This is a genomic window from Rhizobium sp. R339 (assembly GCF_002211395.1).
GTDB lineage: Bacteria > Pseudomonadota > Alphaproteobacteria > Rhizobiales > Rhizobiaceae > Rhizobium.
The window spans coordinates 1,092,353-1,106,939 of sequence record NZ_LOKV01000001.1; the positions used below are offsets into that span (position 1 = coordinate 1,092,353).

Here is a 14,587-nt window from a genome sequence, read left to right on the forward strand (position 1 = left end):
AGCCAGCCCAAGTCATTGGGCTGAAAAAACTCTTTTGCCGCGCAGACGCGCGGCGGCTGGATTCCTGTGACGAGCACAGGAATGAGGGTGGGGAGGTGAGGTAACCGCCCACATTTGACGTACGTACCACATAAAAACCTCGGAGGAGGCCGCACCTATGATCCGCAATCCCATCCTGCCCGGGTTCAACCCCGATCCGTCGATCTGCCGTGTCGGCGACGACTATTACATCGCGACCTCCACTTTCGAATGGTATCCCGGCGTGCAGATTCACCATTCGCGCGACCTGGTGAACTGGATGCTGGTGCGCCGGCCGCTGGAGCGCAGGTCGCAGCTCGACATGCGGGGAAATCCTGACAGCTGCGGCATCTGGGCGCCCTGTCTTTCCTATGCCGACGGGCAGTTCTGGCTTGTTTATACCGACGTCAAGCGCTTCGACGGCAATTTCAAGGATGCGCCGAACTACATCGTCACCGCGCCTTCGATCGAAGCCGAATGGTCCGATCCGGTCTACGTCAACTCCTCCGGTTTCGATCCCTCGCTCTTCCACGACGATGACGGCCGCAAGTGGTTCGTCAACATGCAGTGGAACCACCGCACCGAAAGCTTCGGCGGCTCGCCGAAATCGCCCGCCTTCGACGGTATCCTGCTGCAGGAATGGGACCCGGCGAAGAAGGTGCTGAAAGGCCCGATCAAGAACATCTTCGCCGGCAGCCCGCTCGGTCTCGTCGAAGGACCGCATCTCTTCAAGCGCAACGGCTGGTATTATCTGACGACCGCCGAAGGCGGCACCGGCTATGATCACGCCGTCACAATGGCGCGCTCGCGCCAAATCGACGGCCCCTATGAGATGCACCCGAACATGCATCTCATCACCTCCAAGGATCATCCGGGCGCGGTGCTGCAGCGGGCAGGGCACGGCCAATATGTCGAGACGCCGGATGGTCAGGCCTATCACACCCATCTCTGCGGCCGGCCGCTGCCGCCGAAGCGGCGCTGCACGCTGGGACGCGAGACGAGCCTGCAGAAGTGCGTCTGGCGCGACGACGACTGGCTCTACCTGGAGAATGGCACCACGGTTCCCGATGTCGATGTGCCGGGCCTCTTCGGCGCGGTGCCGGCGGAAAAGCCGATGCGCACCGAATACAATTTCGACGGAGGCAAGCTGCCTGGCGATTTCCAGTGGCTGCGCACGCCCGAGCCCCAGCGGATATTCAACCTGACGGCCCGGCCCGGCCATCTCAGCCTGATCGGGCGGGAAAGCATCGGCTCCTGGTTCGAGCAGGCGCTGGTCGCCCGCAGGCAGGAGCATCACAGCTTCCGCGCCGAAACCGTGCTCGAGTTCTCGCCTGACACCTATCAGCAGGTGGCGGGGCTGACGCATTATTACAACCGCCACAAATTTCACGCAGTGGCCGTGACGCTTCACGAAACGCTCGGCCGCTGCGTCACCATCCTCTCCTGCAACGGTGACTATCCGAACGGACGCCTGAGCTTCCCTGCCGAAAGCGGTGTCGCCATATCAGCCGAGGGGCGCGTCCAGCTCGCCATGGAAATCCGCGAGAACGACCTGCAATTCTTCTGGCAGACGGAAGGCAAGGGCGCCTGGCAGCCGATTGGCCCGGTTCTCGATGCCGGCGTGATTTCCGATGAAGGCGGGCGCGGCGAACACGGCTCCTTCACCGGCGCCTTTGCCGGCATGTTCGCCTTCGATACGTCAGGCCGCGGGAAGACCGCCGATTTTGATTGGTTCAATTACGACGAGTTGTGAGAGAGCGCTCCCCGCGTTACTCCCCATAAAAAGAAAGCCGGCGCGGGGGCCGGCTGAGACGAACGCGGCTGGACAGGGGATACTGGCCGGTTCCAAGCAGTTGGTGACTGACAATAACTTTCATTACATGCCGAGGCAGCGGAAAATGGCGCAACGAGAACGCCGAAGGACGGCTCCGCAAAGGAATGGGCGGCGGGGCGGATGCCGGTGCTTGCCTCGGCTCTCTTATCGGGCACGAAGATCACCGGATGATGACATTTCAAATCGGCTTTGAGCTTTCTTTTCTGCGGAGGCGGGTGGTTGCGATGTTAATCGAAAGCCGGCTTCTCAATCTTGTCACCGGCAGGTGATGCAGTTGTGGCCGGACGGTGTTGGTGCTGCGTGAATGCAGTGTTCACGTCCCGAAGGATGTCAAAGCGTCACAGACAGCTTATATAGCGGGCCGAAATACTTTCCGAATCCGCAAGAGTCCTGCATGGCCCCCATCATTTCCGTTCAGAACCTCACAAAGACCTATGCCAATGGCTTCGAGGCCCTGAAAGGCATCAACCTTACTGTCGAAAAGGGCGAGATCCTGGCGCTGCTCGGGCCGAATGGCGCGGGCAAGACGACGCTGATTTCGATCATCTGCGGCATCGCCAATCCGAGCGGCGGGCAGGTGTTGGTCGCCGGCCACGACGTGGTGAAGGATTTCCGCGCCACCCGCTCGATGATCGGACTGGTGCCGCAGGAACTGACCACGGACCAGTTCGAAACGGTGTTCAATACGGTGAGCTTTTCGCGCGGGCTGCACGGCAAGAAAGCCGATCCTGCCCATATCGAGAAGGTGTTGCGCGCCCTTTCACTCTGGGACAAGAAGGACAATATGCTGCGTCAGCTCTCCGGCGGCATGAAGCGGCGCGTGCTGATCGCCAAGGCGCTCTCCCACGAGCCGGAGATCCTTTTCCTCGACGAGCCGACCGCCGGCGTCGACGTGACGCTGCGCAAGGACATGTGGCATGTCGTCGAAGGGCTGCGGGCCTCCGGCGTCACCATCATTCTCACCACCCATTACATCGAAGAGGCCGAGGAGATCGCCGATCGCGTCGGCGTCATCAATGGCGGCGAATTGCTGCTCGTCGAGGACAAGGCGGCGCTGATGGCCAAGCTCGGCCGCAAGCAGCTTATCCTCGATCTCGCCGAACCGCTCGAACGGCTGCCGGACTGTTTTGCCGGCAACGGACTGACGCTGGAAGCCGACGGCAACCGGCTGACCTATGATTTCGACAAAGACAATGAGCAGGAGAGCATCGCGGCATTGCTGACGAGGCTCGGCGAGAACAATATTCATTTCAAGGATCTCTCGACGCGGCAGAGCTCGCTCGAAGATATCTTCGTGGCGCTGGTGGGAGCGGGCAAATGAACTTCGAGGCGGTCAAATCGATCTATTTCTTCGAGATGGCGCGCACGCGCCGCACGCTGCTGCAGAGCGTCATTTCGCCCGTCATCTCGACCTCGCTCTATTTCATCGTCTTTGGCGCCGCGATCGGCTCACGCATCCAGGAAGTGGAAGGCGTGTCTTACGGTGCCTTCATCACGCCTGGCCTGATCATGCTGACATTGCTCGGCCAGTGCATCAGCAATGGCTCCTTCGGCATCTATTTCCCGAAATTCACCGGCACGATCTATGAGGTGCTTTCCGCGCCTGTGGCGATGACGGAGATCCTGCTCGGTTATGTCGGCGCGGCCGCCACCAAAGGCGTGATCATCGGGGCGATCATCCTCCTAACCGCCAATCTCTTCGTCGATGTCAGGATCGAGCATCCCTTCATGATGATCCTGTTCTTCCTGCTGACGGCGATCACCTTCAGCCTGTTCGGCTTCATGATCGGCATCTGGGCCGGCAATTTCGAGCAGTTGAACCTCATCCCCATGCTGGTCGTGCCGCCTCTCACCTTCCTCGGCGGCAGCTTCTATTCGGTCAGCATGCTGCCGCCTTTCTGGCAGGCGGTCAGCCACTTCAACCCGGTGCTCTATCTCGTCAGCGGTTTCCGCTGGAGTTTCTACGGGATCGCCGACGTCAATCCCGTCATCAGCCTGGCGATGATCACGGTGTTCCTGGCGATCTGCCTGGGAACGCTCGGGTGGGTCTTCAAGACCGGCTATCGGCTGCGCAACTGACCCGGCGCGGAAAAACGCCGCAATTTCAACATGAAGATCGCTCAGCACTGCCATCATCGGTCATGGGGCAATCGGATGGTCCGCAGTAATGTGCTTGGATGTGTTGCAATCGCTTCGATCTATTGTCTAATCCCGCAGCAAAGCCTGTCGCAGGAGATCGTCCATCCCATCAAGGTTAGCTATGCCGTGGTGATCGAGGGAAGGGAGCCTTTCTCTGCCGAGGTGTCATGCCTTGCAGATATCCCTTGCAGTCTCGCTGACCAAGGTGATCCCGCCGTCGATCTTGCAATCACATTGTATTCGGGCTCAGGAGCGCATGGTGAATTGCGTATCTATTGCTCGCCCAATCCTTGCTCCTTTCAGAACACGCGATCACGAATCGATTTCTCTGGCCGGCGAGCTACCGTCGATATTTTGTCCGGTGAGGCTGACTCTGGTATCACCACTCTGCTGGTTGTAAGGCGGCGCCCGAGGATCGGTGAAGTCCTTATCTCTTACTGATTCCGTCAAGCGCTGCTGACGAGCAACGCGCCTGATATGATGAGGAGGGTGCCGGCGGCGAGCCTGACCACGTCGAAGTCGGACGCTTCGCCGAGAAACAGAGCGCCGATTGCCAGCGTCACCAGCACGTTGCAGCTCCAGATCGGGGCGAGTTTCGAGACAGGGATGCCGTAAGCGAAGAGCGCGAAGCTGATGAGGCCGGTGCCGAAAGCGAAGCAGGCGCCTGCGATGGCGGCAAAACCGAGACCTTCGATAGTCCAGGGTGCAGGGCGCCAGAGCAGCGCGGCGATCAGGCCGGCCAGCGCGCAGGCGGCGCCGAAAGCGATCAGATAGACGGCGGAGCCGGTGGCTGATGTGGCGCTCTGTTTCTGGAAAATGGCGGTGATGCCCCAGAAAATGGCGGGCAGGACGCCGCCGACGATGATGGGCCAGAATGAATTCATCGCGAAACTCCTGTCGCACCCATGGGGCAGGACCTCCGCCTTAGGCGAAGGCCGGTCGAGCATGCGGGGCGCCACCAGACTAGGAGTTTCTTTTTGCTCTTTGTGGTCTTGTTGTTTTGCGGGTGAACGTGACAGATCCGGCCCGTGCCGTAAAGCGCATCTGCCCTGAATGCGCGTTGACGAGACGCGGATTTCTTTCTAGTTGTAGCGGCTATGAAGATCGCAATGGTTCGTGTCGTGGTGATAGGGCGCATGGGCAAGATGGTGTAACCATCCGGCGATCAGCCCCATGCGCGGTCAATCAAGCTCCTGACGGGGCTTTTTTTGTGCCCTGAATTTGCGCTTCGCCTCGTCAGGCTTCCCCACAATCTCGATGACAGACGGGCAAGACCATGACACGCGACGATTCCGCGCAGACTTCCGCCAGCCGCATGACCGAGGACACGGCTATGGCATCGACCGTAGCGCCGCGGCGCTCGATCCTTCTCCTGCTGACGGCGCTCTCCGTGCTGCCGGTCAATATCTATCTTCCGGCGCTGCCAAATATAGCCGCCGAATTCCAGGCGGATTTCGCCCTCGTCAATCTTTCGATTGCCGGTTATGCGATCATCAGTGCGCTGACGGAGGTCATCGCAGGCGCGATGTCGGATCGATATGGGCGCCGCCCCGTCGCGTTGACGGCGGTTTCCATTTTCATCGTCGCGTCGATTGGTTGCGCCCTGGCTCCCACTATCGGTGTTTTCCTGCTGTTTCGCGTCATGCAAGCGTCCATCGCCGCTTGCTTCTGCGTCGCACTCGTCGTCATCAAGGAGACGGCGGGCGAACGCCAGGCCGCCAACAGGATCGGCTACGCCGCCATGGGATGGGCGATCGCGCCAATGCTAGGCCCCACCTTCGGCGGCATGCTGGACGAAGTCTTCGGCTGGCGGGCGATCTTCGTCACGCTTGCATTGCTCGGCGCAGCCATCCTCGCCATATCGATGCGCGAATTGAAGGAAACCGCCGGACACGCGTCGAGGCCGAGAGGCAACTACTTCGTTGCCTATCGGCAGTTGCTGAGTTCGGCGCGGTTCTGGGCCTACGCACTGTGCATGGCCTGCTCCACGGGCACTCTCTATATCTTTCTCGGAGGCGCATCACTTGCCGTTGGCGCGTCGCTTGGCGGATCAAGCGCGAAACTCGGCTTCTTTATGGGAATGGTGCCCGCGGGATTTATTTTCGGCAGCTATCTCGCCGCCCGATTCGCCGGTAGCTCGCTGAGCAAGACCCTTGTCGCCGCACGCCTGTCGACCTGCATGGGCCTGTTATTGGGGCTGGTTCTCTCCGTCTCCGGCGTCACGCATGTCCTGGCATTTTTCGGACCTTGTGTCTTCATCGGCATCGGCAATGGACTAACCTTTCCTGCCGCGAACCTCGGTGTAATGTCGGTTCGCACCAATCTTGCAGGCACCGCTGCGGGGCTTGCGGCCGCGATGTCGATCGCCGGCGGAGCGTTGATCGCTTCGATCTCCGGCCTGTTTCTTCAGGCGGCAGGCGCAGTTCCGACGCTCTTCCTGATGTTGCTGACATCGGCATCGCTTGCCTTGTCGGCAGCGCTCTTCGCGGCTTTTATCGAACAGCGATCGACGGAGCGGCTTCCTCGTGGAGAGCCTGCCGAAAGCGGCTGATGAGATCTTAGTCTCGCATACGCAGTTCGTCGGTCTGCATCTGCAGGGAGCCCAGCGTTTCCAGGAAGCTCATGCCGAGCAGGCTCTGGTCGAGCCGGCCGTCCTCGGCGACGCTGGCTGCGACATTGTTGCGGACGATTGGACCGACCGCGACCTGATCGAGCGTGATGGGCGCAGCACGGCTGCGGCCGTTGGCGGTCATGACCGTCATGGAATAGGTGAGGCGGGAGAGATCAATTCCGATTCGTTCGGCGTCCTCATGCGAGAGTGCCACCATGCTGGCGCCGGTATCGACGAGCATTTCGACCGTCTGGCCGTTGACGCCGACATCGGCCTCGAAATGGCCGTTCAGCAGCTTGTGCAGGATCACTTCCTGGCCGCCCTCGCTTGTGGTGACGACGACGGCGCGCCCCGGAACCAGGCCGGCCAGCAGCCGGTTGCCGACGCCGAGCGCTTCCTGGCGATAGAGATAGACGGTGGCGAGCGCCAGGATGATGACGAGCCAGATCGTCAGCTGGCGCATCGTCTCGCCGACGCTGCGCCGGCTCGCCCAGATGCCGGCCGACAGCATCAGCGCGATCGGCAGCAGGTAGATGAAGCGGCCGAATTCTTCGCTCTGCAGGCCGAGGATGCGGCTGCTGTCATTGTTGACGATCAGCACGGCAAGGCCGATGCCGATCACGGCTAGGAGGAGGGTGAGACGAATCATAAAGGCCGCTCCGGCGCGCCGGCAAAGTTTGTTTTTGTCTGGTTTGAGCCCATGACGGCGCCCGAAAGCCTTGCCGGCAGCAGCGCCATGATCCGGTGTCTTTCGGCATCGGAATAGTCCGTCCAGCCGCCGATTTCCTGGAGAGTGCGGCCACATCCGGCGCAAAATCCGGAGCCGGGATCCATTGAGCAGACGTGGATGCAGGGTGTTTGCATGAAAGACATATCGGGGTTTCAAAGAGCCGTGGCAAGGGCGCAGATGGCGGCGATTTCGCAAATCTGCTGCATCGCACCGAGCGTGTCGCCGGTGTGGCCGCCGAGCTTGCGGCGAATGAAGGCGGTGAAGGCGAGCCCTGCAATTCCGGTGGCGAGCAGGCTCGCAACGAGCGGCAGCAGACCGAATGCCGGCCAGATCAGCAGGGCGCCCAAGAAGCCGGCGGCGGTGAGCGCAAACTGCATCGCCGCTTCATCAGGCTGGCCGGTGGAGGCGGCGATGCCATCGGCCTTTGCCGGCGGCAGCCGCTGCCAATGCCAGGCGATGGCGCCGCGGCTGAGAGCGGCGACGGCGGGAATGGCGAGAGCGGCGGCAAGGGCCGAGGAATCGCGGGCGATGGCGGAGAGTGCGGCGGCGCGGATCGCGAAGGAGAGGATCAGCGCTGTTGCGCCATAGGTGCCGATCCGGCTGTCCTTCATGATGAGAAGGCTGTGTTCGCGGCTCTTACCGCCGCCGATGCCGTCGGCCGTGTCGGCGAGGCCATCCTCGTGCAGCGCCCCCGTTACGACGACCTGGACGGAAAGCGCGATCAGCGCCGACATCAGAGGATCAGCCCGCAGGCCCAAAAGGAGGAGGAGGGCGAGGGCAGGGATAAGACCGAGGGCTGTGCCGGCGAAGGGAAATGCGCGCACCAGCCGGCCGAGCCTGCCGTCATAGCCTTCGAACAGCCATTGTGGCATGGGAATGCGGCTCAAGAAGGCGACGGCGCGGGCGGTATCGACCGCATGATCCTTGATCTTCATTCTGCTTCATCCGCCGGAGGTCGCGGCGCTTTTGGAGTTGTTCGCGTCGTCCGCCCGCTTTAAGAGAGTTGCCACCGCAAACAAGCTGATTTGCTCGACGCAAACAAGTGGTTTGCGTGAAAACAAGAATATCCGGATTCATAGGAAAACCGCACAGATGAGCGTTTCAGGCCTGCCGTTCGACGATTTCCGTACCCTGCTCCGCGACCTGCCGGGACCGGACGCCCGAGCGCTGGTGGCCGCGCGCGAACGCGATGCGCAGCTGACCAAGCCGCCAGGCGCGCTCGGACGGCTGGAGGAAATCGCTTTCTGGCTTGCCGCTTGGACTGGCCGGCCGCCTGCCGTCAACCGGCCGCTGGTGGCGATCTTCGCCGGCAACCACGGTGTGGCGAGGCAAGGCATCACGCCCTTTCCGCCGGCGGTGACCCAGCAGATGGTCGAGAATTTCGCGGCTGGCGGCGCTGCGATCAACCAGATCTGCGTCGCCTATGACCTCGGCCTGAAAGTTTTCGATCTGGCGCTCGATTACCCCACCGGCGACATTACCGAAGAGGCAGCGCTTTCCGAGCGCGATTGCGCCGCGACCATGGCCTTCGGCATGGAGGCGATTGCCGGCGGCACCGACCTGCTCTGCATCGGCGAAATGGGCATCGGCAACACCACGATTGCGGCAGCGATCAATTATGCGCTTTACGGCGGCTCGGCGCGCGACTGGGTTGGACCCGGCACCGGCTCGGAAGGCGAGATGCTGGAGCGCAAGATCGCGGCGGTGGAAAAGGCGGTGGAGCTGCACAGCGACCATCTCGACGATCCGCTGGAGATCATGCGGCGCCTCGGCGGCCGCGAGATCGCGGCGATGGCCGGCGCCATCCTTGCCGCGCGCATGGAGCGCATCCCTGTGCTGATCGACGGTTATGTCGCCACCGCGGCGGCGGCGATCCTGAAAGCCGCCAATCCGTCCGCGCTCGACCATTGCCTGATCGGCCATGTTTCCGCCGAGCCCGGACATCTGCGCGCGATCGAGATGCTCGGCAAGACGCCGCTTCTGGCGCTCGGCATGCGGCTCGGTGAAGGCACCGGAGCGGCGCTTGCCGCCGGCATCGTCAAGGCCGCCGCCGCCTGCCATTCCGGCATGGCGACATTTGCCCAGGCAGGTGTGAGCGGCAAGCAATAGGAGGGGTATCTTGACGAAGCCTGCGGTGACCAAGGAGACCGGATTTCGGCATTTCATCGCAGCCGCCAGCTATTCCTGGGCCGGCTTTCGCCGCGTGTTGAAAGAGGCGGCCTTCCGCCAGGAGCTCGGCTTCTTCGTCGTGTCGCTCGCGGCGCTGGCGCTGGTCGGGGCGAGCGCCGGCGAGATCGTCGTCGCGGTGCTTCTGTTTCTCGGGTTGTTTTCGATGGAAGCGATGAATACCGCCGTCGAGGAAGTGATCGACCGAATCTCACCGGAGATTTCGATCGTGGGCAAACACGGCAAGGATCTCGGCTCCTTTGCGGTGTCCTGCATGATTGCCGCCTGCTGCCTTTATCTGGCTTTCGTGCTTGGCAAACATCTGTTTTTCAGCTGATTCAGGCGAAACTCTTGCGCTTGCGGGCAACCGCCTGCGCCTCTTCGACCGCCGGCAGGCTCTGGAGCACGCGCTTGGCGGGCAGGATGGCGATGACCTCGGTGCCTTCGCGCAGCTTCGATTTCAGCAGGAACTGCCCGTCATGCTTGGCAAGGATCGCCTGGACGATCGGCAGCCCGAGGCCGGTGCCCTGTTCGGCGCTCTTGATGGCGATCGAGCCCTGGCCGAAGGCCGACAGCACGACGGGAATCTCGTCTTCCGGAATGCCGGGGCCGTTGTCCTTGATCGAGATGTACTGGCCGCCACCGGCCGTCCAGCCGACCTTGACGTGGATCTCGCCGCCCTGCGGCGTGAACTTGACGGCGTTGGAGAGAAGATTGAGCACCACCTGGCGCATCGACTTCTCGTCGGCCCAGATGGCCGGTAATTGCCGCTCGAACTGATCCGATATGGCAATGTTCTTGGCGCGAGCGCGCAGCTGGACCATGCCGATGCAATCCTCGGTGATATCGAGCAGGGAGATCGCCTCCTCGCTCAGCTCGTATTTGCCGGCTTCGATGCGCGAGAGGTCGAGGATCTCGTTGATGAGATCGAGCAGATGCTGGCCGGAGCGGTGGATGTCGCCGGCATATTCCTTGTAGGTCGGATTGGCGAGCGGCCCCAGCACTTCCGCCGACATGACCTCGGAGAAACCGAGGATGGCGTTGAGCGGGGTCCTGAGCTCATGCGACATGGAGGCGAGGAAGCGGGACTTGGCAAGATTCGCCTCTTCGGCGCGGCGGCGGGCCTCGTCCGACATGGATTTGGCCACTTCCAGCTCGGCGATGAGATCGTCCTTTTCCGACTGGTAGGAAAGGATCATCAGGTTCGACCGGAAGAGGCGGTCGCTGATATAGCTAAAGAAGACGACCGTGGTGGTGAAGACCGCAGTCAGGCTGATTTCAAGGAAGTCACGCGACAGGCCGCTCTTGGCGGTGAGCGCCACCACCGCCGGTGCGAAAGCGACCAGCACGGAGGGCGTCAGCATGAAATTCGACATTGCCGTGACGGAGAGCGCGATCAGCAGCGTCGCGCCCTTATAGAGGATGAAGCTCGACGGCTCGCAGGTATCGCAGCCCTGCAGCGCGAAGACAGCCCAGCAGCAGCCGAGCAGAAATTGGCCGGCAAGCAGCAGGCGGCGCCATCTGCGCGCGCTCTCGGCGGTGATCTCCTGCCGGCGAGCGCGCCGCGCGAGCAAGATATTGCCGGTGTGGCAGGTGAGCGTCAGAAGCGCCCAGAAGAGCAATTGCGTGTTCTGGGTAAAGTAAACGCCGAGCGCGGTAATGATGACGACGAAGAGTGGCATGATCGTCGCGCCTTGTAGCGCCGACGCCACATACATCTTAAGTACATCGCGGTCGAAGGAAGAATTGGACGCATGACCAGACTGAAGACGTTCGCGGGTCTGCCGCACGGCCTTGGAAACGGCCTTGTTGCGGTGGCTGCGCGACTTGTCGACGATAATCTTGTCGGTCGATGTGCTTACGCCGGTACTCATGTGCACGTTGAAACTTCATCCCAGGGTGGATAAGAGCCTAACCGACAATTCTTAAGAAGATGTTTGCCATCTTTGCCAAGGATTTGTTTTTTAAGGAGGCGAAAGCGTGACAAGAGGCCTGCGCCTGATTCGCGACGGCGTGACGGCATTTGCCTTGCTGGCGCTCATCGCGCTGATCGCCGCCAAGCTCAACGATGCGGCAAGAATCGAGCACGCGGGTGCATTTCACGCAGCCGACGGCGACAGCCTGACATTGGGAGAAGAACGGTTGCGCCTCGAAGGCATCGATGCGCCGGAGCTCCATCAGAGCTGCGAGAGGGCCGGGAAGGCCTGGGCCTGCGGGCGCGCGGCGCGCGAGGCGTTGCAAGCCATGGTGCTGGCCGCAGGGACGCTATGCCAGGGCAATCGCCGCGACCGCTACGACAGGCTGCTCGTCGTCTGCCGGAATGGCGCGCGCGGCGATATCAATGCAGCCATGGTGCGCGGTGGCATGGCCATCTCCTATGGCCATTATGGCAAGGAGGAGATTGAGGCGAGGGCTGCCAAAGCGGGCCTTTGGGCCGGGACTTTCGAGCGGCCGCGCGACGTGCGTGATCATGCGCGCCAAAGTTCCGGTTTCGACAACGCCTTGCGTTTCATCGGGCAGATCGCCGGATGGGAGTGAAGACATGACCGACGAAGCCAGGCTGGAGAAGCTGCGGCAGGAGATCGCCCGGTGCCGCATCTGTCGTGACGCACCGGCAAAAGGCGTCGAAGACCGGCTACCGCACGAGCCGCGGCCGGTGGCCGTAATCTCATCGGCCGCGCGCATCCTGATCGCCGGGCAGGCGCCGGGGATTCGGGTTCACGAGAGCGGGCTGCCGTTTGACGATGCCTCCGGCGACCGGTTGCGATCATGGCTCGGCGTCGATCGGGCAATCTTCTATGACCGCGACCGATTCGCCATCGTGCCCATGGGTTTCTGCTTCCCCGGTTACGACGACAAGGGCTCCGATCTGCCGCCGCGCCGCGAATGCGCGCCGTTCTGGCGGCAAAGGGTGATCTCGGCCATGCCGCAGATCGAACTGGTGCTGGTCATCGGCCAATATGCGCAGGCCTGGCATATGGCCGGCGAGCGACGGGGCAATATGACGGAGACGGTGCGGGCGTGGCGCGACGCCCTTCTTTCCGACCGGTTGCCCGCCGTGCTGCCCCTGCCGCATCCGAGCTGGCGCAACAGCGGCTGGCTGAAGCGCAATCCATGGTTCGAGGAAGAATTGCTGCCGATCCTGCGGGAACGGACGAAAAAGCTGCTTTTCTGAAACAAAATTCTTTTCGTCGCTCGGAATCGGGTTATACAAAGAAAATAATTCGAAAGGACTGTTGTGCGCATGGACCGCCTCGACCGAAAGATACTACGTCTTCTGCAAGAAGATTCGACCCTTGCAGTTGCCGATCTCGCCAAGAAAGTGGGGCTCTCGACGACGCCTTGCTGGCGACGCATCCAGAAGATGGAAGAGGACGGCGTCATCAAGCGCCGAGTCGCCATCCTCGACCCCGAGAAGGTCAACACCAAAGTCACTGTTTTCGTGTCGATTCGCACGGCCACTCATTCGATCGAATGGCTGCGGCGTTTTTCCGAGGTGGTCGCCGAGTTCCCCGAGGTGGTCGAGTTCTACCGGATGAGCGGCGACGTCGATTATCTCCTGCGAGTCGTCGTGCCTGATATCGCTGCTTATGACGCTTTCTATAAGCGAATGATCGCCAAGATCGAGATTCGCGACGTCTCTTCGGCTTTCGCGATGGAGCAGATCAAGTATTCGACTCAGTTGCCGCTCGATTACATGATCCTCGATAATGCCAAGTCCAACGAGGATTGAGCTCAAGCGGTTGAGTCCACGTGAGTCTTTGCTACCGTACGCTGACGTACAACTGCATGGGACATGAGGCCGGATCGGCATTTTCGTCATAGGCGGAAACGCGGCCGATCCGGGGGGCTGAGATCAAAATGGGCGGCTCAGACTGTAGAAAAGCCGCGGGAATAGCAAAAAAATGCTCGAATCCCGCCGGAATCCAGAAAAATACATAGCCCGGTAACCTTTGCCGAGCTATGGTGAATGGAACCAGTGAGGCCCATGTCATGATTTTGACTCATTGGTATCGAAATCAGAACATCATGTTCTAAGCCGCCACCTTGCGTGTGTTGATTAGCCGGCGGTAGAGTTTATTCGCTTCACCAGTATGTTCGACGGGGGTCGGACGGTGAAGAATTTGACAAATGGGGTGTATTGTCTGCGGCTTGCGATGGAGGATTTCCATGGCGGAGCCGCTTGTCGTGTTTTCAATCTAAATATCTGAAGTTGTTGTATAAAAATCACGTTGCCGGGGAAAGTCGGCTGGCGCAGCCCATCTGGCGTGCATCGAGAATTGCTTGATTTAGCCCGGTATGGGATGACGGTTCGGCGGTTCGATCGATCCGCACGCCGAGATGGCTGTTCAAACTGGGCCGGCTTCAAATCGACTACCCGATGGGAAATCAGCCCCGATCGACAAAGGAATGGATTGGTAAATGAACATCAGAATGGTTTTGCTTGCATCAGCAGCAGCATTTGCTGCATCGACGCCGGTTCTTGCAGCTGACGCTATCGTTGCTGCTGAGCCGGAACCGGTTGAATATGTTCGCGTCTGCGACGCTTACGGCACCGGCTACTTCTACATCCCGGGCACCGAAACCTGCCTCAAGATCGAAGGCTACATCCGTTTCCAGGTTAACGTTGGCGACCGTCCGGGCAATTCGGTTGATCGTCCTAACGATTCCGATTGGGATGCAGTCACCCGCGGTCAGGTTCAGTTCACGGCCAAGAGCGACACCGAATATGGTCCGCTGACCGGCGTCATCGTCATGCAGTTCAATGCTGACAATGCCTCCGACCAGGAAGCCATTCTCGACTCCGCTTACCTCGACGTCGCGGGCTTCCGCGCCGGTCTGTTCTACAGCTGGTGGGACGATGGTCTCTCGGGTGAAACCGACGACATCGGTTCTGTCGTAACGCTGCACAACTCCATCCGCTATCAGTACGAAAGCGGCGACTTCTATGCCGGCCTCAGTGTCGACGAACTGGAAGACGGCGTTTACAAGACTGGCGAAACCTCCAACAACGTTGGCGTTGCCTTCGGCGTTGGCGGCACTGCCGGCGCATTCAGCTACCAGGTCACCGGTGGCTGGGACTTCGATA

Annotated in this window: 16 protein-coding genes; 11 read left to right on the forward strand and 5 right to left on the reverse strand. The window is 61.0% G+C overall.

The window, feature by feature from the left end:
* The first annotated feature begins 157 nt into the window (after positions 1-157).
* The 4 genes from ATY76_RS05465 to ATY76_RS33950 all read left to right on the forward strand — a co-directional run bounded on the left by ATY76_RS05465 (position 158) and on the right by ATY76_RS33950 (position 4,432).
* Positions 158-1,771: a glycoside hydrolase family 43 protein gene (locus tag ATY76_RS05465; protein WP_088673695.1), complete on the forward strand. Its 1,614-nt coding sequence runs from the start codon at positions 158-160 to the stop codon at positions 1,769-1,771.
* Between the two features lie 475 nt (positions 1,772-2,246).
* Positions 2,247-3,173 carry an ABC transporter ATP-binding protein gene (locus ATY76_RS05470; RefSeq protein ID WP_088673696.1) on the forward strand — a complete coding sequence of 309 codons (927 nt, stop codon included), beginning with the start codon at positions 2,247-2,249 and terminating at the stop codon, positions 3,171-3,173.
* A complete protein-coding gene (locus ATY76_RS05475; RefSeq protein ID WP_088673697.1) occupies positions 3,170-3,931 on the forward strand; it encodes an ABC transporter permease in 762 nt (253 codons plus the stop codon). Before ATY76_RS05470 ends, ATY76_RS05475 begins: the two co-directional genes overlap by 4 nt.
* A 30-nt stretch (positions 3,932-3,961) precedes the next feature.
* Entirely contained in the window at positions 3,962-4,432 is a 471-nt protein-coding gene (locus ATY76_RS33950; protein WP_245309708.1) for a hypothetical protein, read from the forward strand.
* Positions 4,433-4,437: 5 nt separating this feature from the next.
* Here the strand turns inward: ATY76_RS33950 and ATY76_RS05485 are convergent, their stop codons facing one another.
* A complete protein-coding gene (locus tag ATY76_RS05485) occupies positions 4,438-4,875 on the reverse strand; it encodes an EamA family transporter (RefSeq protein WP_088673698.1) in 438 nt (145 codons plus the stop codon).
* 392 nt (positions 4,876-5,267) lie between these two features.
* Between ATY76_RS05485 and ATY76_RS05490 the strand changes: the two genes are divergently transcribed.
* Positions 5,268-6,542, forward strand: a complete 1,275-nt coding sequence (locus ATY76_RS05490; RefSeq protein ID WP_088673699.1) for an MFS transporter — start codon at positions 5,268-5,270, stop codon at positions 6,540-6,542.
* A gap of 7 nt (positions 6,543-6,549) precedes the next feature.
* Here the strand turns inward: ATY76_RS05490 and ATY76_RS05495 are convergent, their stop codons facing one another.
* Genes ATY76_RS05495 through ATY76_RS05505 form a run of 3 tightly spaced genes read right to left on the reverse strand, consistent with a single transcriptional unit; the run spans position 6,550 to position 8,267 of the window.
* Positions 6,550-7,251 carry a TIGR02281 family clan AA aspartic protease gene (locus tag ATY76_RS05495; RefSeq protein ID WP_088673700.1) on the reverse strand — a complete coding sequence of 234 codons (702 nt, stop codon included), beginning with the start codon at positions 7,249-7,251 and terminating at the stop codon, positions 6,550-6,552.
* A complete protein-coding gene (locus ATY76_RS05500) occupies positions 7,248-7,466 on the reverse strand; it encodes a DUF1289 domain-containing protein (protein WP_088673783.1) in 219 nt (72 codons plus the stop codon). The genes ATY76_RS05495 and ATY76_RS05500 overlap by 4 nt, the downstream gene beginning before the upstream one ends.
* 18 nt (positions 7,467-7,484) lie before the next feature.
* Positions 7,485-8,267, reverse strand: coding sequence for an adenosylcobinamide-GDP ribazoletransferase (locus tag ATY76_RS05505; RefSeq protein WP_088673701.1), 783 nt, complete (start codon positions 8,265-8,267; stop codon positions 7,485-7,487).
* Between the two features lie 157 nt (positions 8,268-8,424).
* Between ATY76_RS05505 and cobT the strand changes: the two genes are divergently transcribed.
* Together cobT and ATY76_RS05515 are read left to right on the forward strand one after the other, a co-directional pair.
* Positions 8,425-9,441, forward strand: a complete 1,017-nt coding sequence (cobT, locus tag ATY76_RS05510; RefSeq protein ID WP_088673702.1) for a nicotinate-nucleotide--dimethylbenzimidazole phosphoribosyltransferase — start codon at positions 8,425-8,427, stop codon at positions 9,439-9,441.
* A gap of 10 nt (positions 9,442-9,451) precedes the next feature.
* Positions 9,452-9,835 (forward strand): diacylglycerol kinase, encoded by a 384-nt coding sequence (locus ATY76_RS05515; protein WP_088673703.1) that lies wholly within the window; start codon positions 9,452-9,454, stop codon positions 9,833-9,835.
* Between the two features lies 1 nt (position 9,836).
* On the opposite strand, the gene ATY76_RS05520 is transcribed toward ATY76_RS05515, so the two are convergent.
* On the reverse strand, positions 9,837-11,372 hold the full coding sequence (locus ATY76_RS05520) for a HAMP domain-containing sensor histidine kinase (protein WP_088673704.1): 1,536 nt from the start codon (positions 11,370-11,372) through the stop codon (positions 9,837-9,839).
* 106 nt (positions 11,373-11,478) lie between these two features.
* On the opposite strand from ATY76_RS05520, the gene ATY76_RS05525 reads away from it, so the two are divergent.
* From ATY76_RS05525 to ATY76_RS05540, 4 genes are all read left to right on the forward strand, one after another.
* Positions 11,479-12,036 (forward strand): thermonuclease family protein, encoded by a 558-nt coding sequence (locus ATY76_RS05525; RefSeq protein ID WP_088673705.1) that lies wholly within the window; start codon positions 11,479-11,481, stop codon positions 12,034-12,036.
* Between the two features lie 4 nt (positions 12,037-12,040).
* On the forward strand, positions 12,041-12,673 hold the full coding sequence (locus ATY76_RS05530) for a uracil-DNA glycosylase family protein (RefSeq protein ID WP_088673706.1): 633 nt from the start codon (positions 12,041-12,043) through the stop codon (positions 12,671-12,673).
* A 69-nt stretch (positions 12,674-12,742) separates the two neighbouring features.
* The gene (locus tag ATY76_RS05535) at positions 12,743-13,231 is read left to right on the forward strand and encodes an Lrp/AsnC family transcriptional regulator (protein ID WP_003540387.1); all 489 of its coding nucleotides are present in this window, start codon (positions 12,743-12,745) and stop codon (positions 13,229-13,231) included.
* A gap of 689 nt (positions 13,232-13,920) precedes the next feature.
* The coding region (locus ATY76_RS05540) for a porin (protein ID WP_141104989.1) at positions 13,921-14,587 on the forward strand (667 nt) is incomplete at its 3' end.

Coding starts and splice junctions, on each gene's coding strand:
- ATY76_RS33950 (WP_245309708.1), top strand. CDS start 3,962: ATGAAGATCGCTCAGCACTGCCATCATCGGTCATGGGGCAATCGGATG.
- ATY76_RS05485 (WP_088673698.1), bottom strand. CDS start 4,875: ATGAATTCATTCTGGCCCATCATCGTCGGCGGCGTCCTGCCCGCCATT.
- ATY76_RS05490 (WP_088673699.1), top strand. CDS start 5,268: ATGACACGCGACGATTCCGCGCAGACTTCCGCCAGCCGCATGACCGAG.
- ATY76_RS05470 (WP_088673696.1), top strand. CDS start 2,247: ATGGCCCCCATCATTTCCGTTCAGAACCTCACAAAGACCTATGCCAAT.
- ATY76_RS05535 (WP_003540387.1), top strand. CDS start 12,743: ATGGACCGCCTCGACCGAAAGATACTACGTCTTCTGCAAGAAGATTCG.
- ATY76_RS05495 (WP_088673700.1), bottom strand. CDS start 7,251: ATGATTCGTCTCACCCTCCTCCTAGCCGTGATCGGCATCGGCCTTGCC.
- ATY76_RS05475 (WP_088673697.1), top strand. CDS start 3,170: ATGAACTTCGAGGCGGTCAAATCGATCTATTTCTTCGAGATGGCGCGC.
- cobT (WP_088673702.1), top strand. CDS start 8,425: ATGAGCGTTTCAGGCCTGCCGTTCGACGATTTCCGTACCCTGCTCCGC.
- ATY76_RS05530 (WP_088673706.1), top strand. CDS start 12,041: ATGACCGACGAAGCCAGGCTGGAGAAGCTGCGGCAGGAGATCGCCCGG.
- ATY76_RS05505 (WP_088673701.1), bottom strand. CDS start 8,267: ATGAAGATCAAGGATCATGCGGTCGATACCGCCCGCGCCGTCGCCTTC.
- ATY76_RS05520 (WP_088673704.1), bottom strand. CDS start 11,372: ATGAGTACCGGCGTAAGCACATCGACCGACAAGATTATCGTCGACAAG.
- ATY76_RS05465 (WP_088673695.1), top strand. CDS start 158: ATGATCCGCAATCCCATCCTGCCCGGGTTCAACCCCGATCCGTCGATC.
- ATY76_RS05500 (WP_088673783.1), bottom strand. CDS start 7,466: ATGCAAACACCCTGCATCCACGTCTGCTCAATGGATCCCGGCTCCGGA.